This window comes from Bacteroides sp. 519 (assembly GCF_010500955.1).
GTDB lineage: Bacteria > Bacteroidota > Bacteroidia > Bacteroidales > Bacteroidaceae > Bacteroides.
Genome location: NZ_QVMJ01000005.1, coordinates 46,127 through 73,020, shown reverse-complemented (window position 1 = coordinate 73,020; position 26,894 = coordinate 46,127). Strand labels below are relative to the sequence as shown.

The 26,894-nt window shown below is 36.9% G+C and carries 21 protein-coding genes; 1 reads left to right on the top strand and 20 read right to left on the bottom strand.

The annotated features are described in order from the left end of the window. The 15 genes from D0T85_RS06640 to D0T85_RS06570 form a co-directional block, all read right to left on the bottom strand. A complete protein-coding gene (locus D0T85_RS06640; protein ID WP_163211503.1) occupies nt 1-552 on the bottom strand; it encodes a WcaF family extracellular polysaccharide biosynthesis acetyltransferase in 552 nt (183 codons plus the stop codon). Continuing rightward, nucleotides 545-1,708 carry a glycosyltransferase gene (locus D0T85_RS06635; RefSeq protein WP_163211501.1) on the bottom strand — a complete coding sequence of 388 codons (1,164 nt, stop codon included), beginning with the start codon at nt 1,706-1,708 and terminating at the stop codon, nt 545-547. The genes D0T85_RS06640 and D0T85_RS06635 overlap by 8 nt, the downstream gene beginning before the upstream one ends. Beyond that, nucleotides 1,705-2,847: a glycosyltransferase gene (locus D0T85_RS06630; RefSeq protein ID WP_163211499.1), complete on the bottom strand. Its 1,143-nt coding sequence runs from the start codon at nt 2,845-2,847 to the stop codon at nt 1,705-1,707. Before D0T85_RS06630 ends, D0T85_RS06635 begins: the two co-directional genes overlap by 4 nt. 13 nt (nt 2,848-2,860) lie before the next feature. After that, nucleotides 2,861-4,003, bottom strand: coding sequence for a glycosyltransferase family 4 protein (locus tag D0T85_RS06625; RefSeq protein ID WP_163211497.1), 1,143 nt, complete (start codon nt 4,001-4,003; stop codon nt 2,861-2,863). Between the two features lie 139 nt (nt 4,004-4,142). After that, nucleotides 4,143-5,276, bottom strand: coding sequence for a glycosyltransferase (locus D0T85_RS06620; protein WP_163211495.1), 1,134 nt, complete (start codon nt 5,274-5,276; stop codon nt 4,143-4,145). Between the two features lie 7 nt (nt 5,277-5,283). Further along, complete coding sequence (locus D0T85_RS06615; protein WP_163211493.1) at nt 5,284-6,291, bottom strand: glycosyltransferase family 10 domain-containing protein; 1,008 nt, start codon at nt 6,289-6,291, stop codon at nt 5,284-5,286. Continuing rightward, complete coding sequence (locus D0T85_RS06610; RefSeq protein ID WP_163211491.1) at nt 6,288-7,487, bottom strand: hypothetical protein; 1,200 nt, start codon at nt 7,485-7,487, stop codon at nt 6,288-6,290. Before D0T85_RS06610 ends, D0T85_RS06615 begins: the two co-directional genes overlap by 4 nt. A gap of 9 nt (nt 7,488-7,496) precedes the next feature. Then, nucleotides 7,497-8,381, bottom strand: a complete 885-nt coding sequence (locus D0T85_RS06605; RefSeq protein ID WP_163211489.1) for an O-fucosyltransferase family protein — start codon at nt 8,379-8,381, stop codon at nt 7,497-7,499. A 49-nt stretch (nt 8,382-8,430) separates the two neighbouring features. Next, nucleotides 8,431-9,321: a polysaccharide pyruvyl transferase family protein gene (locus tag D0T85_RS06600; RefSeq protein ID WP_163211487.1), complete on the bottom strand. Its 891-nt coding sequence runs from the start codon at nt 9,319-9,321 to the stop codon at nt 8,431-8,433. 79 nt (nt 9,322-9,400) lie between these two features. Then, nucleotides 9,401-10,900, bottom strand: coding sequence for a lipopolysaccharide biosynthesis protein (locus tag D0T85_RS06595; RefSeq protein WP_163211485.1), 1,500 nt, complete (start codon nt 10,898-10,900; stop codon nt 9,401-9,403). A 208-nt stretch (nt 10,901-11,108) separates the two neighbouring features. After that, on the bottom strand, nt 11,109-13,469 hold the full coding sequence (locus tag D0T85_RS06590) for a polysaccharide biosynthesis tyrosine autokinase (RefSeq protein ID WP_163211483.1): 2,361 nt from the start codon (nt 13,467-13,469) through the stop codon (nt 11,109-11,111). Nucleotides 13,470-13,522: 53 nt separating this feature from the next. Further along, nucleotides 13,523-14,314 carry a polysaccharide biosynthesis/export family protein gene (locus D0T85_RS06585; protein WP_163211481.1) on the bottom strand — a complete coding sequence of 264 codons (792 nt, stop codon included), beginning with the start codon at nt 14,312-14,314 and terminating at the stop codon, nt 13,523-13,525. A gap of 810 nt (nt 14,315-15,124) precedes the next feature. Next, nucleotides 15,125-16,252, bottom strand: coding sequence for an MraY family glycosyltransferase (locus D0T85_RS06580; RefSeq protein WP_163211479.1), 1,128 nt, complete (start codon nt 16,250-16,252; stop codon nt 15,125-15,127). An 83-nt stretch (nt 16,253-16,335) separates the two neighbouring features. After that, entirely contained in the window at nt 16,336-16,848 is a 513-nt protein-coding gene (locus D0T85_RS06575; RefSeq protein WP_163211477.1) for a UpxY family transcription antiterminator, read from the bottom strand. Nucleotides 16,849-17,311: 463 nt separating this feature from the next. Continuing rightward, the gene (locus D0T85_RS06570) at nt 17,312-19,384 is read right to left on the bottom strand and encodes a TonB-dependent siderophore receptor (protein WP_163211475.1); all 2,073 of its coding nucleotides are present in this window, start codon (nt 19,382-19,384) and stop codon (nt 17,312-17,314) included. Nucleotides 19,385-19,749: 365 nt separating this feature from the next. Here D0T85_RS06570 and D0T85_RS06565 point away from each other — a divergent pair, with 365 nt between their 5' ends. Beyond that, the gene (locus D0T85_RS06565; RefSeq protein ID WP_163211473.1) at nt 19,750-20,634 is read left to right on the top strand and encodes a bile acid:sodium symporter family protein; all 885 of its coding nucleotides are present in this window, start codon (nt 19,750-19,752) and stop codon (nt 20,632-20,634) included. Between the two features lie 132 nt (nt 20,635-20,766). Here D0T85_RS06565 and D0T85_RS06560 read toward each other — a convergent pair whose 3' ends face one another. From D0T85_RS06560 to D0T85_RS06540, 5 genes are all read right to left on the bottom strand, one after another. Next, on the bottom strand, nt 20,767-22,200 hold the full coding sequence (locus D0T85_RS06560; RefSeq protein WP_239060657.1) for an NADH-quinone oxidoreductase subunit N: 1,434 nt from the start codon (nt 22,198-22,200) through the stop codon (nt 20,767-20,769). A gap of 150 nt (nt 22,201-22,350) precedes the next feature. Beyond that, complete coding sequence (locus D0T85_RS06555; protein WP_163211471.1) at nt 22,351-23,829, bottom strand: NuoM family protein; 1,479 nt, start codon at nt 23,827-23,829, stop codon at nt 22,351-22,353. 212 nt (nt 23,830-24,041) lie between these two features. Further along, nucleotides 24,042-25,946: an NADH-quinone oxidoreductase subunit L gene (nuoL, locus tag D0T85_RS06550; protein WP_163211469.1), complete on the bottom strand. Its 1,905-nt coding sequence runs from the start codon at nt 25,944-25,946 to the stop codon at nt 24,042-24,044. Nucleotides 25,947-25,951: 5 nt separating this feature from the next. Then, nucleotides 25,952-26,251: an NADH-quinone oxidoreductase subunit NuoK gene (gene nuoK, locus D0T85_RS06545; RefSeq protein WP_163211467.1), complete on the bottom strand. Its 300-nt coding sequence runs from the start codon at nt 26,249-26,251 to the stop codon at nt 25,952-25,954. 116 nt (nt 26,252-26,367) lie between these two features. Continuing rightward, complete coding sequence (locus D0T85_RS06540; RefSeq protein WP_163211465.1) at nt 26,368-26,868, bottom strand: NADH-quinone oxidoreductase subunit J; 501 nt, start codon at nt 26,866-26,868, stop codon at nt 26,368-26,370. Nucleotides 26,869-26,894: the final 26 nt, after the last annotated feature.

Here is a 26,894-nt window from a genome sequence, read left to right as displayed (position 1 = left end):
TTAGTATATAATTCGTTCCCTTACTTTGATTGCTGGTACACCCTGGTAAATGAAGTATGCTTCTAAATCATTGTTAGCAACTGAACCAACACTTAATACTGAATGACTATGCATGGTTACATTAGGGCAAACAACGGATTGGGCACCGACCCAACACCCGTCTTCCAGTATAATCTCTCCGGTGATTAAATCAAAGGTTTCTTTCTTGTAATTATGATTTCCACAAAGTAACATAGCTCCTTGGCTGATACAAACGTGATTCCCTATTATTACTGTGGCTAAATTATCAATCCATACATTCTCTCCAATCCATGCATAGTCTCCAATTTTCAAATTCCAAGGATATTTAATGTTAACGCCAGGTTTAATTACTACATGATCTCCTATTTTTGCTCCAAATAATCTAAGTATGATAATTCTTATTTTTGATGACGGATTCCAAATATTACGTATAAATATAATGTTGGTAAAATACCAAAAAAAAATTATTATACGAGAACTCCCAGGTTGATACCATGAATTATTATATAATGAAAAATTAACTTTAGTCATAAACAAAATCTGGTTTATCAGTGTTTTTTAATAAAAAATTATAAAGTTGGATAGTTTGGCTGGCTATATGCTCCCAACTAAATTCTTTTTTGACTAAACCAAAACCATTATTGCCAATTTCTGATAAATTGTTAGTCTCCATTGTGAATATTTGTTGTAAGGCATTTGCGATACTTTGGGGATTAGGATCAATATGAATTGCTGCTCCATTTTCAAAACCTTCAGGGAGGTTGCAATATTTTGTCATAATTACAGGCAATTTATATGCCCAAGCTTCTAAGACTGACATTGGCAATCCTTCACTAAATGATGGCAAAATAAAAGCATTAGCATTACACAACTCAAGTTCTTTTTTTTCTCCCATCACCGGACCAATAAATTGAACCATATTTGTTAACTTGTATTCTTTAACAAGTGATTTTAGTTCTTCTAAGTGTCCATTCTGATCCCAACCTGCAATTCTAACTTTCCAATTAATTAGTTGTTTTGGTTGCGTAAGAGCAACAATATGGAGCCCTTCAATTAATGGGATTAGTCCTTTCTTAGGATGGATTCGACTAATAAATAATAGCGTTTTTATTTTGTGATTTCGGTTTAAATGGGGGGAAGCCGGTATATTTATACCGTTTGGAATTATAGCAATCGGATTTTTAAGTCCAAATTGGCGAATACTCTCATATTCAGCTTTGCATAAAGCATGAATGCAATCTGCAGAATTAAGATTTTGATATTCAAAAAGTTTTCCGACTATTTTCTTCTTCCAAGCAGAATTCTTTAAAGCCCACGGATCAAGCATACCATGTGGTTCTATAATCAACTTGCATTTGGGATTAGTGCGTTTCATTTTTAGAGCCGCATAAGAATAATACATCCATATACCTTGTTGATGAATTATTTCCGGATTCTCAGATGAAATTAATTTATGTATATCTGTAGAGAAACCTAGAGAACTAATCACTGGAAATGATAGTCGGTGGTAGTTAGTTACTTTGATGTTTTCATAGGCTATTTTATCTTTTTCCCAAAATTCATCCACAAATGGCATTATTACAGGTGATATTCCTTTTTGTTGTAATGCCTTACTGTAATCTTGCATTGTTGCAAAAAGCCCACCGGCACGTCGTGACCCATAAGAAGTTAAAAACAATGATTTCATTTATTACCTTTTAGTAGGTTAATCCATTCGGGGATAATTGATTCTATGCTGAATAATTTTGATTTCCCAATAGCATTTAGACTCATTGTTGTGAATAAATGCTTATTACCTATTAATTCTGAAATGACAGACTGTATACTTTCCTGTTGGTTATTAACAATATATCCATTTATTCCATTGTCAATAATATCAACTATAGATGAGAAATTCTTTTGAGCAATCGGAACAACTCCGTATTGCATAGACTCTATTAATGTTAACCCCCATCCTTCAAATTTTGACATCATTAAAAATATCTTTGCTCTTTTATAGTATTCTGATGGATCTTGAAACCCTTCAAAATTTACATTTCTTAGATTTAATGAGTGTACCATTTTTTCCAATCTTGGTTTTTCTACACCGTCACCAACTATAACAAACCTCCAATCTTTTGCAACAGAATTGTGTAATGTTCTCCAAAGTTTAAGCATTACATCGACTCTTTTCTCGGGAGCTAACCTTCCCACATAAAGTATAATGTTCTCTTTTATTTCAAGGTTAACAGGGGTAGACGTTATTCTTATTGGATTATGTATATATGTCACCTTATTGTCTACATTATCATAATCAACTTGTTTGCAAAATTCAGAAATGAATTGTTTTGACAATAAAATGTATTTTGTTGAACAATCCAATAGTTTTCGTTTCCGTTTCCGTTCTTGAGAAAGTAAATATGGGTGTAAAACTCGACGTAATAATCCCTTTATTGTCAGAATAGATTCAAGATTACGTTTGTTATAGATGAGCAAAGGAGAATTGTGCTCAAAAACATAAATGGGGATTTTGTATTTTTGGGATATGGAATAAATGATTGATTCTGTTGGAGCATAGCTATCTTGATAAATGATCGCATTATAATTACCATTTTTAATTACAAAGTCTATATATTCATAGTTTTCTTTTGTAACCCATTTCTGTGGATTGGGCATTTTCCATAGTTTTATATTTACAAAATTATAGTTGTTGTTTTGTTGACAATGTGATATTATATCTATTTGATATCCTTTGATAATTAAAGCTTGACAGATTATAGATGTAACAGTTTCAATACCACCAATTCCAGGGAAACGAGTAAGATAAAATAGTAATTTTATTTCCATATCAGTAAATCGATTAAATAAAAGGTGTTGCTTTGCTACATGGGCCTTCTGTTATTGTTGTTTCTTGTCCATTGGTTAAGCATTCAATCAATTTTAGAAAATTATTAGCAGCAACTTGTGGTCCCCAGAAATCTCTAATTGTAGAATAAGCTTTACGAGCATATTCCTCACATAATTCACGGTGATTTATTAGATATTCAACGCTATGGATTAATGATTGCATATCTCTAAATATACAACCATTTTTCTTGTCTTTTATTAAATACGGGATTGATCCTATAGCTTTAGCTCCAACCACAGTACATCCATTATTCATCGCTTCATTAATGACAGCTCCCCACCCTTCATTACGATCACTTGTTACTAAAAGTATATGATGTTCCTGCATTTCTAATAACAAATCCTTGTTTGGAAGATTTCCTCGAAGTGAAATGATATTAGAAAGCCCCTCCTTGTTTATCATATGTTTTGTTTTTTTTAGTAATTTACCTGATCCGTACATATTAAGTGTAAATTCATACCCTTTGTTATGCAAAATCTTCGACATTTTTATTGGTATTTCTGGGTGCTTCCAATTAAGGAAACGTCCAACCCATATTATTGAAAAAGGTTGTTTTTGTTTGTTTAATAAAATCTTTTGAATATCAATATCTTCTGTTTGAAGAAAGTATCCCCACTTATAACATCTATTATTATAAGCTGCAAAAGAATGAAGATCTGATGAAGCATAAGCACTTGCACAAAGCATATAAAATGGACTGTTTCGTAAGTTTAGATAATAATTCCATAGCCATTTTTGAAAGTTTGGTGAAAGAAAATTTATTAATCCTCGTTTAAGCCATCGTTCGTTGCATTGAAATGCTATTTTTTTTGTTCGTGCTCTAATCTTCTCAAAATGCTCAAGGCCAATCCATCCAAAAATGGCAACATTGGATTCTCTTGCTAGTTTCTCTGCTAATTGATATTCATAACCGTTTTTATATGCTTTTATTATATAAGGTTTAAAAGAAAAGTCAGGATATCCACTTTTTTTTAGTGCCTCAGGTATTGGCATAGTTTCAATAAAACGATATTTTCCTTCTGTAAGTTTATAAAGTTCATCTGCTACAGCTACTTGATGGTGGTTAAGGAAGTTGGAAAAGAAAACGATCTTCATTTATTTGAGATGAATTTTTAATAATTATTAGAGTCATATGTCATGAAGTAGTCTAGGATTTGAACTGTCTTTAAAGAATTTATATCATGCCATAGATGAATAATAGGAGATGATCTATATTGTTGAATACGATAAAAGGTTACAGTAAAAGATCCTTAAGTTTTTGCAGCCCAGAAGAAAAGCTATGTTCAGAATTGTAGAATTCTATAATTTCTTTTGAATTTAGTTTGTTACTTTCTCGAAGTTGCAATATTTCATTGAGTTTTTTTAAAAAAATTTTGGGGTTTGTATAGGTAAAAAAATAACCTTTTTTTATAAAGTTAGAATATCCTCTCGCCGAAACGCTATGTGCGATTACTGGTAAACCATTGCGGAGGGCATCGGATACACGAATTTTTATCCCACTCCCTAAGCGCGTTGGACAAACAAAAATGGTTCCCATATGAATGATTTCATTCATGTTTTGAGGGTTAGCAATCAACATAACATTATTTAGTCCACTTACAGCATTTTTAATCGTTTGGTTAGGGTTTTTACCTGCTATAATAATATCTATATCGGTGGAAATCAATGGATATAGTTCCTTAATAAAATATTCAATACCATCTGTATTCTGGATATTATCGAGAGAGCCTGTAATAACAATCGTGTTTTTTTTATTATACAATTTTAAATAATCGGAACTTTGTAGTTTTATATCAAAGATTCCTATACAAGCTGTTTGACTTTTTGTCTCACCATATGTTAGATTAAATTCTAATCGATCTTCTTCTGTAAGAAATATATTATGTGTGCAATTTAGATATGCTTTACGTTCACAGTTCCGAACATGAGGTAACAATAGCAATCTTTTAAAATAAGAAGAGGTATTGTCAATTGTATATTGTTGCTCAAAATTGTGATGAATTACAATGCTTTTTGTCTCCGGTTTCGTATAGGATATAAGAGTTCCGGCAATCTGATTGTGGTCAAATATACAATACTCGTAATTGTTTTTTTTCAGTAGCTGCTTGGCCAAATATTGATATCGATGCATAATACCAGTAAAAACAAAACCAATTCTAGATAACAAACTTCGTTTGGGCACAGGAATAAAATTGCATTTATTTTTCCATGTCTGTGGTTGGCGTGTCATACAATCATCACAAATTAAGACATCTATATCATAATCGGGAAACAAAGAATGGAAAGCTTTAAAATATATGTAACATGCATAACTTCCTCCTCCAATTCCCCATGGATCGTGTTGCAATATATATAGGATTCTTTTCATTTGACTGTCATTTTCTGAATTTTAAAATAAATGAATAATAGATTTTATATATTAGACGCCTGAGCCTTATTATCTTTAACATATTTCTGTATGCTCTGAATCGTTCCAAATTATTCACAGTATATTCAATAACTTCTCCATCATTTTTAGAGTACCGCTCAATGATAAAAGGAATTAAGTTTTCTTTATTTAACAAAATATCTCTGTTGGCTCTCATGAATGGCAGGTATTGCTCATATAATGCTTCCGGCTTCTGTAAGATTGTTGTAATTGTATTTTTAAGATGTGCATAATTATCAAATGTAAATGGTATATATCCACGCTTATCAAAATAGATTTCAAGATTGGTGCAACCTAAATAAATCGGAATACAATTTGCTAATAAAGGATCGGAAAATTTCTCCGTCCAATAGTATGGAATGGCACTATTCTCCATACAAATATGAAATTTATATGGAATTAAGACATCAGCCTTGAAATCAACAAACTGATGACCTTGCCCATAATAGTCTATTTGTCCAGGAAAATCTTTTTTTAATTGCTCAATTATATACATACGTCGATTATGACCAGGCATCATTCTCTTGGTTGAAGTTACAATTGAAATATTTTTTGTTTTTGGTGTTTTCAAATTCTTTAACTGTTCAAAATTGTAGCGATGTTGCTTTGTTTTAAAACTTACCCCCAACGACCAGTTTAAAAAACCATGACTAAGCAGTTTATTGGAATGCTTACTTTTAGTATTGGGGATTATTACTTCATCGAATTGTTTAAGAAATGAATTGGGCAATGGTCGCATCATAGGCGGTTCACCTGCTACATAAATTAACTGTCCTTTTCGGCATTGGAAAGTTATGGATGATCTAATATTTTCATATATAACAATAATATCCCATTCAATTTTTTCATCTGAATTCTCACAAATATAAAACAGAGATTCTGGGAATCTTTTTTTGTCCCATTGTGCCCCAAATGGATTTTTTTGGACTCCTGATAATATATTTATTTTAATCATAATTTTTGTTTTTTTGAAATTAGATTTCCTTTTAATGATTCAGGATGAGACGTTATTTTCCAGATATATCCCAAAAAACCACCATTGCAGAACACCATAAAAGGACTTCGAATCAGGCCATAAGTAAATACATGTTCAACAAATAGTAATGAAAGCATTGCACATGATACAGCAAAAATGACTTCGTTAGTTCTATTATAGAGTATAAAGCAGATATATAATTTGTATAAATATATTAGAACAAGTACGAGTAGTAATAGAAAGCCAAAAGTATAAAGAAATTCCATATAAGCACTATCCCAAGGAGCCATCATTGGTGTGTTTTTGCCATCTGATTTTGTTAAAAATTTCTTTCCCAAAAATCCACGTGGAACAACATAGTATGACAAATTGTCAAAGGCCCATATGTATGGACGAATGCGATCTTTATCAATGTTATTTTTTCCATAAGAAGACATTTTTTTGTACATACGAAAATGCATAGATGGTGAAAATTTTCTAATATTATTTTCACTGTTATAATAAAGAGAAGAAAGAACGATAAATGAAACTGAGAGAAAGGCCATAGCAATTATAATCTTTGATGGTCTTTTATATATTTTTAATAAAAATGCCAATATAATCCCAATTGTAAAAAAGGTTGATATACCTCGGCTTACAGAAAGAAAAGATAAAATAGGGACCAGTAAGAAAACAGCTATCAAATGGGATGGTTTCTTGTATAGTATTGTGAGGATTGGCCATAGAACAGAGAATATTATATTAATATCTACAGCATACTGCTTGTCAAACTCTGTTCCCAATACTGTCTTCATTAATATATAGGCATTTAAGAGATCTCCCATGAAAACTCCGAAACTGAATATATACAAATTATCCAGATTTTTAAATATTGTATTGTTTTTTGCAAAAACAAATGCAAGGGCACCAAGAAAAAAGCATCTAGCAATAGGAATGATATCAGTGAAAAAATAGACAGAGTTTAATAGCCCTATAAATATTCCAAGTAAGACAAACAACACGACACCAATGTAATCTTTTCTTGGAATAAAAAAACTTTTTCGAAAATAATATGCCAATGGAACAAGGAATAACTCTATAGTGCATGGTAGATTGAGAATTCGAACTGTAAGAAAAGAGCAAAAGGAAGAAAATACAATAAATCCTAAAATAAATAGAAACATTTTATTTTTCATGCTCAATTACTATCCTACAAACCAATCAATATCTAAAGATTTACAATTCTCTAATCCAAGAACACAAGGAATTACGCGACTTAAATTACTTGAGAACGTTCCTATAAAATAAGATGCTTTAAATAAAATGAATATATCAAACAAAAGTGAAAGTGTTTCATTGTAACGATTATTTTTTGTATAATGATTAAATTTGCCTTCACTAAATCCATCTGCCTTGAGTTCAGGGTTGTGATATATTTGATACCCTAAAGGAGATAATTCAGATTTAATATACTCAATACTCCTATAATCATCAGTTGCTATATATATATATTTAAATGATGTTTCTTTAATGGCAGTTAAATAGATAGACAATGGAAGTTCTTCCATTTCACCTGTAGTAATTTTGTCCCCCCTTCTTATATGAATGCCTAAAAAACGATTTGGTAATTCCATTTCTAAAGTTTTCTTTAAAAATGATTCATTTAGTGAATGTTTTAATTGTAGTAATTGCTTTAAATTATTTAAAAATCTATCTTTATCAATATTTGCCAAATTAGGTTGTGATCTGAATGTTTCATAAATATAGTTGCCCCATACAATGTTATGGTGAAATAATTTGTATAAACAATTTAAGTTTTGGGTTGTAGCATAAAATACGGAATGTAAGTTTGTAATTAAAACACGACTTTTCTTATTTGTTCTAACTAATTGAGCCGAAAATAAATTGTTGTTCTCTTTTATATTAATATCAAAATAATCTCTTAATCCGTATCTGTATTTACAATTCCAGTAAAAAGAGTTTACTTCAAAACTCCATTTGTTGTCTTCTGCAAAGATCTTTGCAATAACCAGATTATTTATCTCAGAGAAAAAACCTCTTCTTCCTAAATTATATATTAATTTCTTCATTTGATTTTTATACCGAATAATTCTAACAGTATTATCTAAAATAAAACAATCATTCCGAATGATTTTTATTATGATTTACAATAGATGTGTTTTTTATTTCAAAGGGAGCATGGCGCAATATTACTTGTTGGATTTGATTTAATACATTGGAATTGATGTTTAGTTGTTTACCGGATAAGTCAACTTTAAAACCTTTGTCAAAAACTTCATAAAAATTAATAGGTTCATAATCTTTAATGTCTACTGATGAGAAGTAATCATAGAATTTGAAACGTCCCCCAACCAATTGTTCTCTTTCAATCCATACTGCTGGAATGCCATAGGCGTGACTAACAATCAATCCATGAAGAGAACTGCTGAAAATTATTTCACAATTACATATTTCATCGATTACTTTCTCAACATCATTTGTGTTCAAATTGATAACAAAAGAAGACAATGGTAATTTATGAGATGGAATGAAAGAACTATCAGAATTGTGGCAAATAATTCCTATCTTATATTTCTGTTTTAGTTGGATGGGATGATAAATTAGCGGAAATAATAATGCAGGGTCTCCTCCACCATCATATTCTACATCAAAACCCTTAGAACGGAGGAGTTTTGTTGATAGCTTTCCCCTAGTAAAAATAAATCTTCCTCCCTTTATAGAATTTTGAGACTGTGCTATACCTGTTCCCCAAACAATGCATCGAGGAGTAGACCCCTCAATTAAACTACCTACTGCAATTAAAACTCTTTTTCGAGTAAAAGCTAAATTGTAGCTATGTTGCTTAAAAGACCAACGAAATATATGTTTTACACTTGATAATATATGATGAATAAATATGGAATTTGTAAACGGCCATGCAAATGACACCTTCTCTTCTGATAGTTTCTCAATAATATAGGGAGAAGCAGAATCTCCAAAATTATTGCTAAAATGGTAAAGTTTTATCATCCTTATCTTAATTGTATAACGCGATTATAATTTTGTTTAGATTGTGTGCAAATAATATATTTGTAACATAAAATCTGATTTATCTTTGATGCTTCTTTAATAATGTTGTAAAATATATTCGTTCTTTTTTTGACAAACCGAACGTAACAATAGAGAATAAGCCTATTATCAGTGTGATTATAATATTCTGTAATGAATTATCTATTGAGAAGAAGTATGATAAGACAAGAGTTACTGTCAAGGTCTTCAATATTGGGTAAATTATAAGCAGGAATAAAATTTTTATTCGAATAAAAATTTTCACATGTACAATATATAACAGTACTACAAGAAATAGTACTGCAGAAATAACATGTAGCCACATGATACAGGGAGGAGGAAAACCTAACTTTAAAATCCAATATGACAAAATAATAGTAACAAGTTTGACAATCGAAACACACATTTGATATTTTCCAATATGGCCAGAAGCCTCTATTGCATTATATAATGGAATATATATTGAACTTACAATAAGAGATATTAATAAAATACGAATAAAATCACCTGTATAATCTGGAACTGTGCCTAACCATATTTTAAGTATATATTCAATATTAAACAATAATGGCAAGCATATCACTAATAAAAGGAAGAAAGAGTATTTAGATGATCTACATACCAATTCTATAAATTTATCTTTTTGGGGACACATATAATATTGAATGATAGCAGGTTTATAAGCCATTTGAAAATTAGATATAAAACTCGATATTGTATTTGTGACTTGATTGGTTATTCCCATTGTAGCATTTAATGTTACTCCATAAAATATATTTAGCCACATATTCATGCCTTGTGAAGATGCTATATTTGAGACATTCCCCAAGAGAGTCCAGCTAGAGAAGGTAATCATATTTTTACTTATATCTCCCTTCAACGATACATACTTAAATGCAGGAGATTGAAGTTTCCTCTTTGAGTATATATACATAAAAAAAAAACCAATGAGAGATATAAAAAAATACAATAAGGAATATAAAATCAATGAATCATAAGAAACAAATATCAGAAAAAAAATTATTAGGAGTTTAAAAACTACTTCGAAAATAGACAGATAAGCATAAAAATCCATCCTTTCCTTTGCTATGATTAAAGCATTGTATGGTGTTCTTATAATGTCAATAATAGTTGAAAATAAGGAAAATTGAAAAACATACTGACTCGCAATGTATCGTTCGGTAGGTATATTTAGGAAATGATTAAATATATATAACCCTATTGTTTCACCTAATATTAGAATAATAAGTCCTATAATGAAATGAATTTCAATTCCTACATTGAAAGTATTACTAAATGCGTCAATATTATTTTTTCCTAATTCAATATTTAAAAATCTTTGTACAGAACTGGATAAAGCAGTGTTTATAATAGCAAAGAAGGCTATTAATCCGCCAGCGATGTTCCAAATGCCGAAATCATCAACTCCTAATACATTTAATGTGACACGTGATGTGTATAATGAAATTATTGTTACAATAATCATTCTTAAATACAATATCAATGTATTCTTGGCTATTGTTTTATTTCTTGAATGCATAATTTATTTTTGGTATTGCTGTATTTTTGTATTTGTCCAAAACGTTATTATGATATAAAGAAATAATAGGGATATTAGGAACCAATATTGTATACTTCATCAATATAAAGAAATGAACATTACAATTTATTAATAAAAAAACAGACTCCTGAAACTAAATACACATAACCGGTTCCAACTATTGTTGTTTTTTTTTGGAATTCAAATTTTATTTGCCATAATATCCATACCCGTACCCATAATTCCCATACCTCACCGCACTATAATCCACCCCATTCAACAACACCGCCATATTATTCAACTTATTCTCACTATACATCCGCTCCAATTCCGGCAACATCCTCTTATCCAATAACCCTGCCCTGATAATAAACAGTGTCATATCCACCAATTTACCAACAATCGAAGTATCCGCTACAATCTCAACCGGGGTACAGTCAATCAATACATAATCGTATTGCTTTTCCAATGTATTCAGTAATAATTGCAACCTTTCGTTCAATAACAATTCTGTGGGGTTGGGGGGGAATACACCCACCGGAATAATATCCAGTTTCAACTCTCCCGATCCTTTTACTATAATTTCGTTTATATTGTCGGTTAAGCCAGCCAAGTAGTTCGATACCCCCTGTTTGGGAGAATTTACATAGGCACTGAGGGCTCCCCTGCGCATATCCAAGTCAATGGTGATTACCTTTTTGCCGGCTAAGGATAAACTTACCCCTAAGTTGGCAGTAGTAAATGTTTTACCACTACCCGGATTAAACGAAGTAATCATAATAATTTTGCTGTTTTCCTGATTCCCCTTCATAAAGTTGAGGTTAGTGCGTATAATACGGAAAGCTTCATTAATCTGATCTCTGTTTTTCTCTTTTACGGCAATGGTGGTAGAAGTTGTATGACCCTTTTTCAAAAGTGATTTCTTACCCGTTTCGGCAAGAGGAATCTCACCCACATACGGAAGAGACATGCCATCCAGGTCTTTCTTTAACCGGATTTTGTTGTTTAACGATTCTAATAAGAATAGAATAACAGCCGGAATAAGTAAACCCATTGCCAGTGCCACTAATAATATTTTACCTTTTTGTGGCGCAGTGGGAAAGTTACTTCCACTTGGCATATTTATTACCTTGGTATTGTAAGCTGTAAACGCTTGCGACAATTCGTTTTCTTCCCTTTTTTGCAGTAAATACAAATAAAGTGCCTCTTTTACCTTCTGTTGGCGCTCAACCGAAAGCAGGTATTTGGCCTGATTGGGGCTGGAAGCAATATGACGATTGGTTTGTGTATCGGAACGACGAATGTTGCCAATCTGCTTGTTTAAAGTTGCAATGGAATTATCTAACGAACTAATAACCGACTGACGCATAGAAACCAACGATTGATTCAGGTCGATAACCAAAGGATTCTTTTCGCTACTATTAGCCAACAAGTTGTTGCGTTGAAGCAATGCAGAATTGTATTCGTTTATCAGGCTTCCGATATTTGCATTTTCAATACCTGCATTGGCAGGCAAAAGTTGATCTTTCTGCTTGGGATCGTCCATATACTCGCGTATAAACCGGGTGATGGACAACTGATTCTCCAACTCGAATATTCTGGATTTATTTTCGCTTGATTGTGCCATGAACATGGTTGATACAGCCTGTACATCGGGCAAGAGGTTCTTGCTTTTGAAGTTGGATATATCATCATCTACATGCCCCAACTCGGTTTCTATAATGCCTAACCGATCGTCGATAAATGCCGAAGTGCTGATGGCTACCTGGTTTTTGTCTTTAATCCAGTTCTCGTTGTATACCTGAATCAAGGTATTTAAAATATCTTCGGCCCGGCGGGTAGACACATCTGTAATCCTCAGGTCGATGATAGACGATTTATCGTCTGCCAGGTTTACACTGAGTGCTTCGTTAAAAGCTTTGGTTGTAGATTGTATGCCTGATTTGGAAAACAATATATACATACCAGCACTACTTTCAGAATAATACAACGTAGGTTGTACACAAATGGTACCCAGAGGTGTAGTAATAGAATCGTTTAACGTACCTTCCACGGGCTGACTGCTTGTTATTAAGCCGTTCAACATCATCTCTGTCAGCCGGAATTTATTATTGGGCAGTAATTCTATGGTGCACGAAAGTGATTGGCTTTCGTTTACATTGCCCAAACCAACTGTACATGGGGTTTGGGTGTAGAGTTCCCGTTCGCGCAAGCCCTCTGTAACCCTATAACTATAATCCAGTTTTAACCGGCGAACCACCTCCGTCATAAGCGAGGGTGATTGAAAGGTATGTAATTCGTTTATAATATTGGTATTCGATTTAAAAATGCCCAAGTCGGAAAAGGCTGCATTCTCGGCACTGATGCCTCCACCTCCATTGGAATTGTCTTTTATCAGTATCGATGCCGAGCGTGTATATACCGGCGGTGTTTTGGCCAGGTACAAAAACGCTACCGAAAGTGCAACAACAACAGCAATTACAAACCAATACCATTTGTTTAAAAATATATAGAATAAGTCTTGAATATGAATAAAGTCCTCGCCAGGTTTATTTGGGTTATTTGACATGGGTAAGAATTAAGAATTAAGAATTAAGAATTGCTATGTAGGTGATTCGCTTTCTATTTAAAGATTAATACGCCTAGGGTTGTTAAGAAAGACGCAATGGATATCCACAACGAAACAGATTTAACATTGTTATCGTTCACTGTTGATTGTCCGGCTCTTACTGTGTTGGGTTGTACATATATAACATCGTTTTGTTTTAAATAAAAGGCCGGAGAGTTAAACAAATCGGTCGACCGCAAATCTACCTGGTGGGCAATGCGGGTGTTGTTTTCTTCCCTGATAACAATAACGCCATCCCTTTTTCCGTAAATGGTCAGGTCGCCAGCCTTGCTGATGGCTTCTAATAGTGTAATATTGTCTCTGTCAATGGAATATTCGCCGGGCGAAGCCACTTCTCCTTGTACGGAGAAATGCAGATTCAAAAAATCCACGGTCACAACCGGGTCTTTAATTAAATCTTCTTCCATTATTTTTGCTTTGATGAACTGTGCCAGTTGTTCGCGTGTTTTATCTTTTACATTTAAGTAACCCAGTACCGGGAAATCAATATTGCCTTTACTATCCACTGTATAGCCTAAAATTTCTCCATTTGAGCTGGAATTATTGGATAAGTGGTCCATGCGCACAGTTGCCCTAGGCAGATTAAATAACAAAGCCAGTTGTGGATCTTTACTGGATACCACAATTGATATCATATCTTTGGGTTGGATGGTTATATCCGTTTTGTTTGTGATTTGTTCAAGTTGGTTTATTGGCATATCCTGCAAGTACAAAATCTTTTTCGAAGTACCGCAAGATGCAAGTAACAGGCAAAGGATTAAAATGCTGAAAAGGTTTTTATTCATAATCTATATTAAATTTTTAAACACAGAGGCACAGAGACACAAAGGCTCTTTCTTGTGCTGAACACGGAGGCTTCGCTTTTGTCCTAAGATATGCTACGAATGCTACATAGTTTCATTTGATTTTCTACCAATGAAACAAGTTGTTTTCTATATAGGAAACTGTTGGTTTCCTATGTATGAAACTACTAGTTTTCTATATATGAAACTACTTGTTTCCTACCGTGAAACAGTTGGTTTCCTACTGTGAAACAGTTGGTTTCCTACTGTGAAACTGTTGGTTTTCTATGATGAAACGATTGACGTTCTATGGTGAACAAATTAATAAGTTGTTTATCAATTGTCTGCTTTAGAGACTGTGAAAACGTCCTCCTCCGCCCTTTGGGCACCTCCTCCAAAGGAGGATAGCTGCGCTATACAATGTATCCGCAGGGTATCCCCCTTTGGAGGGGGTAGGGGGAGGACGTTTTCACACCGTCAGCTAAAGCAGACGGCAATTGATTATGTGAACTGATATTGTAATCGCTAAAACAACTATATTTTTAAAATTATAATGTAATCTATTTATAATCAACTCGTTATCTAAAAACCGTTATTCCCATTTTAGTGATAGCAGTGGTAGATATATTTTACTATCACCGCATCTATCACTGCTTTAACTATTTGATTCCCTGTAAATTATCTCCATTTAGTGATAGATGATAGATAAAATGCGAAAAAAACTTTTCTGTAGAGTTTTTGTTTTAGACACTTTAGACACAGATGACGCGGATTGCACGGATTTTAAATACACGGATAAATTCATTCTTTTATTTAATCCGTGTTTCTTAATCCGTGTAATCCGCGCAATCCGTGTCTAAAATTAAGGAAAATATTCTCTATAATTCCTAAGATCACATTGATTACCAGTAATATATTCACGTTAACAACCTGATGGAGGCAAATATTCATTCCTAAGTGGAACAATGTAATTAACCCCAGTACCAAACATACTTGTTTGTGCGAACAGCCCAACCCAAGCAGTTTGTGGTGAATATGATTCTTATCCGGATAAAATATAGGTTTGTGCTGCATAAACCGTACACCAAACACGCGGATGGTATCGAACAACGGCACAAACAATACCGATGCGGCAATAATTACCGGTAGTGGATTGTCGGGCGACTTGCCGGGGGTGAGCATACAGCAACGAACGGCAAGGAAAGAGAGTACAAATCCCAGTACAAGCGATCCGGTATCGCCCATAAATATCTTTCTGTTGGTCGAGAAGTTGAAACGTAAAAACGGAATCAGTACCCCTACCACGCTGAACGATAAAAAGGCGTATGTGTACGAGCCGGTTACAAAGAACCCAACCCCAAACACGGCGGCAGCAATAGATATCAGTATGGCTGCCAGTCCATCTACCCCATCGATCAGGTTGATGGCATTTATAATAGAAACGGTTAATAACAAGGTAAAGGGAATGCCCAGAAAGGGAGAGACTTCGTGAATGCCCAGTATACCGTAAAAGTGGTTGATATAGTTGCCCGAGCAAACCAGAAATATGGCAGCAATAAGTTGCAAAATGAATTTATGCGAATAACGTACGCCAATCAGATCGTCTTTTACACCAGTTAGCATCAGTACAATTAAACCGCAGAAAAAACAGGAGGCCGATAATATAAAGGCCGGATTAAAATAAGATACCTGATTGGGGAATAACAACGTAAGAATACATAGTACCGGCAATACGCTTAATACTATAACGGGAGCAAAAGTAACTCCGGCCAGTCGCGGGATGGGATTGGAATGAATCTTCCGAAAATCGGGTGTGTCAAAAAGACGCTTCTTTTTGGCTATCAGTAACACCCGGGGTATAATCAGTGACTCAATAAAGATGGCCAGCAGCGTGACCACCACACAACCCACAAGGTTGTAATTAATGTTGTTAACCCACATATTTTTTATTTACGATTGAGAATACATTGTAGGGGCATCCCTTGTGGGTGCCCTGATGTGTTCCGCAGGTTGAATATAAATCTCTAGATTTTCTTTAAATAGCTTTTAGGAATACTGGCTTTCCATGTTACCAGATTGAGGATGCGAACAACTACATGTGTTTTTTTATCAATGTGTATCAGTTCGCCTTCAACACCTCGCAGATCTCCTTTCAATACCAGTACTTTATCGCCCGGTTGTAGTGGTGTATCGTCAACACATACTCCATCGGGGTTTAAGTCCATCACAAACATGAAGTCGTTCATTTGCTTGTCGGGCACAACGAGCATGGTATGTGTGGCATAATCTCTGATATAAAATAGGTTCAGTCCGAAATCGTTTGGTAATGAACATGCAACTTCTTTGCTGGCATGAATAAAAATGATGTTCCTGATAACAGGGACTTCCACCTTTTTCTTGCGATACTTTAACTGCCTCACTGTTACGCGAGTAGGTAGGAAGTGCTCAATGTTCATTTTGATTAAAAGATTCCGGGTGGCTATTTCCTGATCTTTTTTTGTACGTGCCGCAAACCAAAACTCCTGTTTGTCAGTCATTTAACAATACTTGATTAATTAGTTGAAATTTTGGTGATAGACAGCTTCGCTATTGGGTGAGACATGATGTCTTATCCAGATTGTGTGTGTTTTTTATTATTCACGATGGTGAATACTCGCTGTTTTGACTTAAAAAATGTTCGTTTTGTGGGACAAAGATACGCTCTTTCTATTAAATAACAAATTTTTTATATTAAAAACCTTCTTTTTCTTACAGATAGATACATATATAGCTTATAGTGAATAAATTATGAAAATAAATGTATTTGTATTCGTTTCAATTTTATGTTACTATTATAATATTGAATAACTTGTTTTATTAAACGAACGTTAAAAAAATCCGATTGTTTAATAGTTCTTTTTATGGTTAATGCATTGATTGTAAATAATGTAGCAGAAAAAGAGAGACTGTTTTTTAAGCAATCTCTCTTTTGTTTTATAAATTAGATTCGTTATTTATTAACTACTTAAATATGGGAAGTTTGATGTTTATTCCTCCTTTTATCCAGACCCCCGGTTGAGGGATATTACCCAAGTCGTAATAGTATTTATCGAACAGGTTATTAGCCTCAACAAAAAGTAAATAGTTCTTCTCCGCCCACGTTAGTTTTAAGTCTAACAATGCGAACGGGGAGTACGAAACCAATTGTTTGGTTGATTCTGGCTTGCCTGTATTGGAATTCCATTGATATTTTTCGTAACTGCCCATGCGGTCTTGCCAGCGGAAAGCCCAACTGGCATGAAGTTTTTTCCAGACCCTATGTTCCAGGTTTGCTACAAACTTGTGTCTGAGATATTCCAACGCATAGTTCGATTTGTATATCTCGGTATCGTCGTGCCGGTTCTGATGAATATATGCATAACTCAGGTTCAATTTATGGATAAAGAAGTTCTCGCCGGCAATAGACCGGAAGTTAAGAACAGCAGATACTTCAACCCCCATATTATCCAACTTGAAGTTGGCCGAGTGGTACACATCATCGGCATTGTACATTACCCAGTCAATCATATTCTTTCCTTTATGATAGAATCCGTTGACTGTTACATCTACCGCCGGAATGCGATACCTGGCTCCAACATTGATGGCTTGGGTCTCTTCCGGTTTCAATCCAACATTACCCTGAAGGGTGGGGCTTTTGTAATACAGGTCGGTAAAGGTAGGCATCCGAAGAGCTTTGTTCCATGATGCAAAGAGTTTCCAGTTCCCGGCCGGGCGATAAGAAACATCCACACCGGGATAGAGGCGGTACTTATGATCCAGTGCTGTGTTCATGTTTGCCATTACACCCAGCGAGATAGTTAACCGAGGCAATAGGATGTTATGTTCCAGGTAATAACTGATATTGGTCCGGTTATCTTTTTTGTTGAACATGATTCCGTCCTCACCCGGAACTTTAATGTATTGTTCCTCGTCGAGTGGTTTGCCCAGATTGGTACTGAGAATACCTTCGTTACGAAACTCTGCACCAAAAGCCGTTTTTCCCAGTTTGGTGTTAAAGTAAGCATTCAGATTGGCGCCATACACATCGTTCAGGTGGAAGTTCTCACTTGTGTTTGTATCCCTGATTAGTTGGAAATGATCGTGCGTACGGTTCCAGTAGATAGTGGGGGTAAACCGAAGCCACCCCTTCGTCTCTGCCTGAACAGATACCAGATATCTGCGAAGCTCTTCAAACTGATTGGGATAGGCAGCCGAATAGAAGGTATTGGCCCCAAACGACTGATCGCTGAATCCGACTTGCCACCTGACATCGGCTTGTTGTGAAGTGTAAGTGCCCTGATAGTAAGCCCTCCCGATACGGAAATCACTGTTCGTGGTAGCACCGTCTGCGCGACTGTAGCTGCCGGAAACCTGATTGCTGAAAGCGCCTTTCGAATAATTCACTCGTGCCCCTCCGCCAAACAGACCGTAAGCACCGCCCATAACGTTGGCTGCTACATAACTCTGTTTGTCGTTCTTGGTAACAACATTGATTGCCCCTGTAAAAGCAGAGGTACCAAATACACGTGCTGCAGGTCCTTCGAGCACTTCGATTCGTTCAATATCGTTCATGGAAACCGGGAATTCGGCCGAGTGGTGGCCTGTTTGGGGATTGGTAATGTTTACCCCATTGAGAAGAATGGTAACTTGGTCAAAGGTTCCTCCGCGTATGGAGATGTCTGTCTGGATTCCAAATTCGCCCCGCTGGCGAACATCGACACCTACTGCATACTTCAGAAGGTCGTTAATACTGTGTACCGCCGCCGCTTGAATGTCCTCGCGCGAAAGTACAGTTACCATTTTTGCCGACTGTAATTCAGTCAGCGGGACACGGGTGCCGGTCACTTCAATCTCGTCCAGCTCGCATGTTTTCAGTTGATTAGGAGTTTCGGTAGTTTGGGCATTCACAGTTATCACACTTGCACATACGGCAGTAGATACTGTTAATACTCCAATAGTTACCTCTCTTTTTAAACTGAAGAACACAGCGTAAGCTTTCCGGTTGAATTGCTTCCAGCGGATAGCATCCCTTTTGGTTGACGTGTTTTCTTTCATTTTTTTAATTTGTTTTGGTTAAAAACTCGCGGCAAAGATAAGAATATTTACGATTTTACAATTTACGATTTACGATTGGAGTTGGTTTTAATTGTAACTTTGCAGGGAGAAAGGGAGGAAGATGAGGTAAAGTGCCGCATGGAATTCCTCTCCCTAGAGGGGAGAGGTGCCCTATAGGGCGGAGAGGGGGGTAGAAAGGTTGCGCAGCCGAATTTCCATGCAGTATGTTTACTCCCCGCCCCGGCCTTCGGCCACCCCGCCCCTCAAGGGTGGGGAATTCCATGCGGCATCGTTGCCTTTACCTCCTTTACCTAACCTCTACCTCTCTTTACCTCACTAAAACGTAACTTGTAACTCGTAACTGAATGATTAAATTCCTAAAAGACTGGACCCTTCCTGTTGCCATGTGCGCAGGTGTACTCGGCTATCCTTTGTTTGTAAGATTGGGGTTTCTTACTCCGGCACTGGTGTTTACAATGTTATTGTTTACATTCACTAAGATATCTGTGTCCGATCTCAAGCCCAAACCTTTGCACCTTTGGCTATTAATTATTCAGATAGCGGGAACCTTTGGCGTTTATTATCTGCTGCGGGGCTATGATGAAATATTGGCACAGGCTGTTATGATGTGTGTGATTTGCCCTACTGCAACATCGGCTGCTGTTATTACAGCTAAGCTGGGAGGGAGTGCTGCCAGTGTAAGTACCTATACGTTCCTGTCGAATATAGCAACAGCTATTGTGGTTCCTTTATTCTTTCCGGTAATTGAGCCACACGCCGATGTTAGTTTTATACAATCGGTATTAATCATATTGAACCGTGTATTTATATTGTTAATATGCCCTTTTATACTGGCATGGCTTATCCGTAGGTTTACTCCAAAGATTCATCAGAAAATGCTTGGCTTGCACGAAGTAGCTTTCTACCTTTGGGCAGTAGCCCTGGCTATAGTAACTTCGCAGATACTATCTTCTTTATTAAATTATTCGGCCGACTGGAGCATTGCCGCACTAACGGCTTTAGGTACTTTTATTATTTGCTGCCTGCAATTCTTTTTAGGGAAGACATTGGGAAGTGTATATAATGATCGCGTCAGCGGTGGACAGGCATTGGGGCAGAAGAATACTGTGCTTGCTATCTGGATGGCTCATACTTATTTGAACCCGCTTGCTGCTATTGGCCCCGGGTTTTATGTGTTATGGCAGAATATGATTAATTCGTGGCAGTTGTGGAAGAAAAGGAAGAATTAGCCGCGGATTGCGCGGATTGCGCGGATTTTATAACACGGATAAATATACTTTTAGGAGTTAAAGAAGTTATCGCTTCCATTCTTGAAATCCGTGTTATAAAATCCGCGCAATCCGCGCAATCCGCGGCTAAATTTATAACCCGAAACTAAACTTATCAATTGTTTCGTAAACAATCCCTGCCAGTCCCAGGATAAGAATACACACCATACAAATAACCAAACTTGCCTTACTGTAATTATCACTCCTGAAACTAACAATCGGCGTATCATTCTTATTCATATACATGGCCTTTACAATCAAGAGATAATAATACAGTGATATTACCGTATTAATCAGAGCAATGAACACCAATAAATGGAAACCCGCTTCGAATGCTGCCATAAATATAAAGAATTTAGAGAAGAAGCCCGCAAACGGAGGAATTCCCGCCAAAGAGAACAGTGATAGTGTCATCAGGAAAGCCAGTTTGGGATTCGTTTGATAAAGACCATTATAAGAATCTATATCAACCTTGCCTGTGCGTTGTTCAATAATGGATATAATTGTAAATATAGCCAAAGTAGCGACGGAGTAAACAAGCAGGTAATAAACCAGTGAAGTCATACCCGAAGCATTACCACCAACAATGCCTAACATGATATATCCAGCCTGGGATATGGATGAATAAGCCATGAACCGTTTCAGATCCTTTTGCCTGATGGCGAATATATTGGCAACAGTTATGGTTACAATGGTAAGCCAAAAAAGTGCTTCCTGCCACTGATTGACCAACGGGGCAAATACTTTAAGCAGAATAACTAATAATGTGAAAGCAGATGCTCCCTTAGATATGGCACTGAGGTAACTGCTGACAATGGTAGGAGAACCCTGATACACATCGGCAGTCCACAGATGGAAAGGAACAAGTGATATTTTAAAGCCCATACCTGCAAGAAACAGAGCCAATGCCATAATTTGCAACGGACTTCCATCAATATGTGCAGCAATATCTTCAAAATAAAGAGTACCTACCGTTCCATAGAGAAAAGATAAACCATAAAGCAACAAACCGCTGGAGAAGAGAGCCATGAATATATATTTTGCTCCTGCCTCAGCAGAGTGATGTTTGTATTTATCGAAAGCAACCAACGCTGCCATAGGAATTGAAGCAGTTTCCAAACCGATGAAGAAGATCAGGAAGTGTCCTGCGGAAGTCATGAAGTACATTCCCAATAACGTACACAAAGTAAGGATATAGAATTCTCCCTGTTTAATATTGGTATCCTCGCGCGAAAGCCATTGATGTGCCATCAGGAAGATAACAAGTGTGCCGATATTGAGGATGGTTTTAACTACACCCATCATAGGTACATAGTGGTACATGCCCCCGAAAGCATCGGCAGCCGGTGCAGGTACAAAGTTGATTATGGTGTGTATTGCCATTAACAATACAGGAAGCATCGTGTTTAGCTTGGCTTTGCCTTTGGTTTTATGGGCATCCGGACTCATAAACAAATCGGCAACAACAAGAATGAAAATAACGGCTATCAGTGATAGCTCTTCTTTCATAATGAAAAAATCTTCCATATTTTTTTATTTTTGAATGTTATACTAAAGATCCTCCCCCTAACCCCCTCCAGAGGGGGACAGGCTGCGCTACACGATCTAACCGCATGGTATCCCCCTCTGGAGGGGGTTAGGGGGAGGATCTTTAGTATAACCATATATACTCAAAACTCAAAACTTAAAACTCAAAACTCCTGATACACTATCGCTTATCATATCACTAATCCACAGAGGAGCAATCCCAAGTCCTGCTACGCAGACAATCAACATAATCACCGCAATACGTTCATCCCAGGTGGCATCAGTCAATTTTAAATGTGCTTCGTTGGGTTTACCATATAATATCTTACCAATTAATCGCAGGATATAGACTGCTGTAATAACAATAGAAGTTGTTGCAACAATAGTAAGAACCCTATGGAAAGTATCCGTATGCTGGAAGGAACCCACAAAGATTGTCATTTCGGCCACAAACCCACTAAGTCCGGGAAGTCCCAGATTGGCCAAGCCGGCAATAACATAACAAACACTGAGGAAGGGCATTACTTTCATTAATCCGCTAAGTTCACGAATGTCGCGGGTATGTGTACGACCATAAATCATCCCGATAAGAGCAAAGAACAAGGCTGTCATTAAACCATGACTAAGCATCTGAAGTACAGCACCTGTAGTTGCTGTTCGATTCATCATAAGTATTGCAAAGAGTACCAATCCGCAGTGGCTTACCGAAGAATAAGCGTTGATGTATTTTAAATCTGTCTGAACACAAGCACTGAATGCACCATATACCACACTGATAGCTGTTAGAATCAGGAATATCCAACTTAATTCATTCGCTGCTTCCGGCATCAGATACATAGCAATACGGAAGCAACCGTATCCTCCGAGTTTCATTAATACACCTGCATGAAGCATGGATACTGCTGTGGGTGCCGAAGCATGACCATCGGGACTCCATGTATGGAACGGAAATAAAGCACCAAGTATCCCAAAACCAATGAATGTAATAGGGAACCAGATACACTGTTGTGCAAAGGGCATGGTATGTAATTGTGCAATCTCCAGTATGTTCATTGTAGTTGCTCCGCTTCCGAAATATATCCCCAATATACCAATCAGCAGGAATGCCGAACCGCCCATTAACATAAGCGTAAGCTTCATTGCTGCATATTCTTTGCGCCCACTACCCCATACACCAATAAGCAGATACATGGGAATAAGTGCTATCTCGTAAAACATGAACATAGTAAACAGGTCGATCGAGATGAAGAAACCAAATACACCGAGGCTTAATAGCGTGTACCACAAAAAGTATTCTTTGGGTTGTTTTTTCATCTGCCAGGAGGCGAAAGTACCTGTAAATACAATGATAGTCGATAACAGAAGCATGGCAACTGATATTCCATCCACACCAACGGCATAATGTATATTGAGAGGAGCATACCAAACAATACTGGCTGTATAAAGCATCTCGGCTGTGTTGCCGGCATTTCTTTCGCCTAAATACATTACCGTTAATGCTATCGAAAGCAGCAATAAGGCACTACTACCTGCTACCATAATGCCATGAATGGCTTTTGTGCCTTTGGCAATCCATAATGCCAGAAGCATTAACAATGGTATTAATATGAATAATGATAAAAAGTTCATAATTTAAAGTTTTGAGTTTTGAGTAATGAGATTTGAGTTGTGATGCCGCATGGAATTCCCCACCCTTGAGGGGCGGGGTGGCCGAAGGCCGGGGCGGGGAGTAAAAATATGCCACATGGTAATTCGGCTGCGCAACCTTTGCGTCCCCCCTCTCCGCCCTTTGGGCACCTCTCCCCTCTAGGGAGAGGAATTCCATGCGGTTCATTATCATGTTATAATATCAGCAATAACACAAGCGCCACCGCCCCACATAAAAACACAATAGCATATTGCTGCACCCTTCCACTCTGGAAGCCTTTAAGACCTTCGCTGGCCACGTTGGCCCCCCAGGCAAGGAAGTTGAAGAATCCATCAACCACATGGCGGTCGAACCACGCAATCGGGGTAGAGATACATCCGAATATAATCCGGTGTGTAACGAACTGATATATATTATCAATATAAAAACGGTTATAAGCATCTTTGTGCAATCCGGAAAAACGTTGAGCAAGTTTTTGCGCAACAGTACGAGATGGACGCATATACATCCATGTTGCCACACCAATTGCAATTACTGCCACAATAACACTTGTTACTGCAATTGTTGTATTCAAATGAATATCATAAGCCTGTCCGTTACTACTTATAAATTTCCCGAAGGGGATGAATCCTGCCACACAGGTAACCAGAGCCAGAAATATCAGTGGAAAGAGCATACTTACAGGACTTTCGTGTGGGTGGCGAGGCGCCACGGCCAGATTCCCGTGCGACACCTCGCCACCCCAGAATATGTTATAATATAATCTGAACATATAGAAGGCTGTAAGGCCGGCAATCCCCGTCATTACCCAACCCATCACAGGACTGTAGCTGAAGCAGGCAGTAAGTATCTCATCCTTGGAAACAAAACCCGATAGTGGTGGAATACCAGCTATGGCCAGACATGCAATAAGGAAAGTAATATGAGTAACAGGCATATATTTTCGTAATCCTCCCATAGCACTCATCTCATTACTGTGTACAGCATGGATAATACTACCGGCTCCAAGGAACAACAGTGCTTTAAACATGGCATGTGTGAAGAGATGGAACATAGACGCCATATAACCCAACCCTCCGGTGTGCGGATCATCGCTGGTGCAAACACCAAGAGCTACCATCATAAAGCCGATCTGTGAGATGGTTGAAAAAGCAAGAACACGTTTAATATCTGTCTGCACACAAGCAATAACCGCGGCAAACAAGGCGGTAAATGCGCCTACCCAACCAATTATTTCCAATACCCCCGGTGCATAACCAATAAACAGCGGGAACATACGCGCCACAAGATAAACCCCTGCAACAACCATTGTTGCTGCGTGAATAAGCGCACTGACAGGTGTAGGACCTTCCATAGCATCGGGTAGCCAGATGTGTAGTGGGAACATTGCACTTTTACCTGCACCACCTATAAACATCAGCCCCAAAGCAAGTGCCGGCAAGGTGCCGGTGCCAAGTTCTTCGTGCGGACCCAACACGGGATTGAACCCGAATGTATCGCCATAGAATCCATATATAAGGATACCAATCAGGAAGCCCAGATCGGCAAAACGGGTAACAATAAACGCTTTCTTCGATGCAGCAATAGCCGCAGGTTTGGTGTAGTAGAAGCCGATAAGTAGGTACGAACTAACGCCCACCAATTCCCAGAACAGATACATCTGGAAAATATTTGTTGCAACCACCAATCCCAGCATCGACATGGTGAAGAGGCTAAGGAAAGCATAATATCTCTGAAACCCTTGCTCACCCTTCATATATCCCAAGGAGTAAATATGCACCATAAAAGATACGGTAGTGATCACCACCAGCATCATTACGGAAATAGGATCGAGCAAAATACCCAGGTCAAAATGAAGTGTATTGGTAAACCTTAACCACACTTCGTTGTAAGGCATGAGTTTTTCAAAAGTACCATCGGCCAGCCGTGGCAGGGTGAAATACATCCATGCCGTAGCATAACTAAGTATTGTAATTATGCCGAGGCTGATACTGCCGATATATCCTGCAATAACAGGTTTTATCCATTTTCCTCCGATTCCCAGTATCAGAAAAGATAGGAGAGGAAGTATTAATATAAATATAGTAAAGTCGAACATATCTTTTACCATTTTAAATCATCTAAATTTTTCACCTGAATACTGCGTATATTGCGGTATATGTTAATCATAATCGCGATTGCCACAGCCGTTTCGGCTGCTGATATAGCGATGGAGAACAATGCAAAAAAATGTCCCTCAAGGCTTTCGGGGAAGAGGAAACGATTGAATACAGCAAAGTTTATATCTGTAGCATTCAGTATTAATTCTATAGATATAAGGATGGCAAGCGTATTACGGCGAGTGAAGAAGCCGTAAATACCAGCAAAAAACATAATAGCTGCAACTATAAGATAGTACTCCATAATTTGAGTTTTGAGTTATGAGTTATGAGTTATGAGTTGTGAGTAATGAGTTGTGAGTTAAGTAATGCCGCATGGAAAAAACTCATTACTCATTACTCACAACTCATCACTCACAACTAGCGCTTTCGCGCGATTAATAATCCACCAATAATACAGGCTAAAAGCAAGATGCTTATTGCCTCAAAAGGTAGAACATAACCATACTTATCACTGCTAAGTAATGTATGCCCAATTGTTTTTATATTAAGTTCCACAGGCTCAAGGTCTGTAGTGGGAACAAACTTATGCCTTAACAATATAAACAGTACCACAACGGCACCTACTAAAGTGGCTCCCAATCCTGCCAGAAACTTGCTTCTTTTCAGCTTTTCTGCAAAATCATTATCTCCCGATGTAAGGAGAATGGAGAATACATACAGCACTACAATACCTCCGGCGTACACCATAATCTGTACCGAACCCAGGAATGTATAGCCCAAAAGAAAATAGATACCTGCCGTGCCGAAAAGAACAAATAACAGGTAAGTGGCCGAACGTACAATACGTTTGGTGGTAACAGTCATTACCGAAAAAACGGCAATAAACACAGCCAATGCAAAGAATACGATTGTTTCCATATTTTAAGTTATGAGTAATGAGTAGT

What these genes read in the sequence shown, in the direction of transcription:
- D0T85_RS06640 (WP_163211503.1), bottom strand. Translation starts at nt 552, where the DNA reads ATGACTAAAGTTAATTTTTCATTATATAATAATTCATGGTATCAACCT.
- D0T85_RS06635 (WP_163211501.1), bottom strand. Translation starts at nt 1,708, where the DNA reads ATGAAATCATTGTTTTTAACTTCTTATGGGTCACGACGTGCCGGTGGG.
- D0T85_RS06630 (WP_163211499.1), bottom strand. Translation starts at nt 2,847, where the DNA reads ATGGAAATAAAATTACTATTTTATCTTACTCGTTTCCCTGGAATTGGT.
- D0T85_RS06625 (WP_163211497.1), bottom strand. Translation starts at nt 4,003, where the DNA reads ATGAAGATCGTTTTCTTTTCCAACTTCCTTAACCACCATCAAGTAGCT.
- D0T85_RS06620 (WP_163211495.1), bottom strand. Translation starts at nt 5,276, where the DNA reads ATGAAAAGAATCCTATATATATTGCAACACGATCCATGGGGAATTGGA.
- D0T85_RS06615 (WP_163211493.1), bottom strand. Translation starts at nt 6,291, where the DNA reads ATGATTAAAATAAATATATTATCAGGAGTCCAAAAAAATCCATTTGGG.
- D0T85_RS06610 (WP_163211491.1), bottom strand. Translation starts at nt 7,487, where the DNA reads ATGAAAAATAAAATGTTTCTATTTATTTTAGGATTTATTGTATTTTCT.
- D0T85_RS06605 (WP_163211489.1), bottom strand. Translation starts at nt 8,381, where the DNA reads ATGAAGAAATTAATATATAATTTAGGAAGAAGAGGTTTTTTCTCTGAG.
- D0T85_RS06600 (WP_163211487.1), bottom strand. Translation starts at nt 9,321, where the DNA reads ATGATAAAACTTTACCATTTTAGCAATAATTTTGGAGATTCTGCTTCT.
- D0T85_RS06595 (WP_163211485.1), bottom strand. Translation starts at nt 10,900, where the DNA reads ATGCATTCAAGAAATAAAACAATAGCCAAGAATACATTGATATTGTAT.
- D0T85_RS06590 (WP_163211483.1), bottom strand. Translation starts at nt 13,469, where the DNA reads ATGTCAAATAACCCAAATAAACCTGGCGAGGACTTTATTCATATTCAA.
- D0T85_RS06585 (WP_163211481.1), bottom strand. Translation starts at nt 14,314, where the DNA reads ATGAATAAAAACCTTTTCAGCATTTTAATCCTTTGCCTGTTACTTGCA.
- D0T85_RS06580 (WP_163211479.1), bottom strand. Translation starts at nt 16,252, where the DNA reads ATGTGGGTTAACAACATTAATTACAACCTTGTGGGTTGTGTGGTGGTC.
- D0T85_RS06575 (WP_163211477.1), bottom strand. Translation starts at nt 16,848, where the DNA reads ATGACTGACAAACAGGAGTTTTGGTTTGCGGCACGTACAAAAAAAGAT.
- D0T85_RS06570 (WP_163211475.1), bottom strand. Translation starts at nt 19,384, where the DNA reads ATGAAAGAAAACACGTCAACCAAAAGGGATGCTATCCGCTGGAAGCAA.
- D0T85_RS06565 (WP_163211473.1), top strand. Translation starts at nt 19,750, where the DNA reads ATGATTAAATTCCTAAAAGACTGGACCCTTCCTGTTGCCATGTGCGCA.
- D0T85_RS06560 (WP_239060657.1), bottom strand. Translation starts at nt 22,200, where the DNA reads ATGGAAGATTTTTTCATTATGAAAGAAGAGCTATCACTGATAGCCGTT.
- D0T85_RS06555 (WP_163211471.1), bottom strand. Translation starts at nt 23,829, where the DNA reads ATGAACTTTTTATCATTATTCATATTAATACCATTGTTAATGCTTCTG.
- nuoL (WP_163211469.1), bottom strand. Translation starts at nt 25,946, where the DNA reads ATGTTCGACTTTACTATATTTATATTAATACTTCCTCTCCTATCTTTT.
- nuoK (WP_163211467.1), bottom strand. Translation starts at nt 26,251, where the DNA reads ATGGAGTACTATCTTATAGTTGCAGCTATTATGTTTTTTGCTGGTATT.
- D0T85_RS06540 (WP_163211465.1), bottom strand. Translation starts at nt 26,868, where the DNA reads ATGGAAACAATCGTATTCTTTGCATTGGCTGTGTTTATTGCCGTTTTT.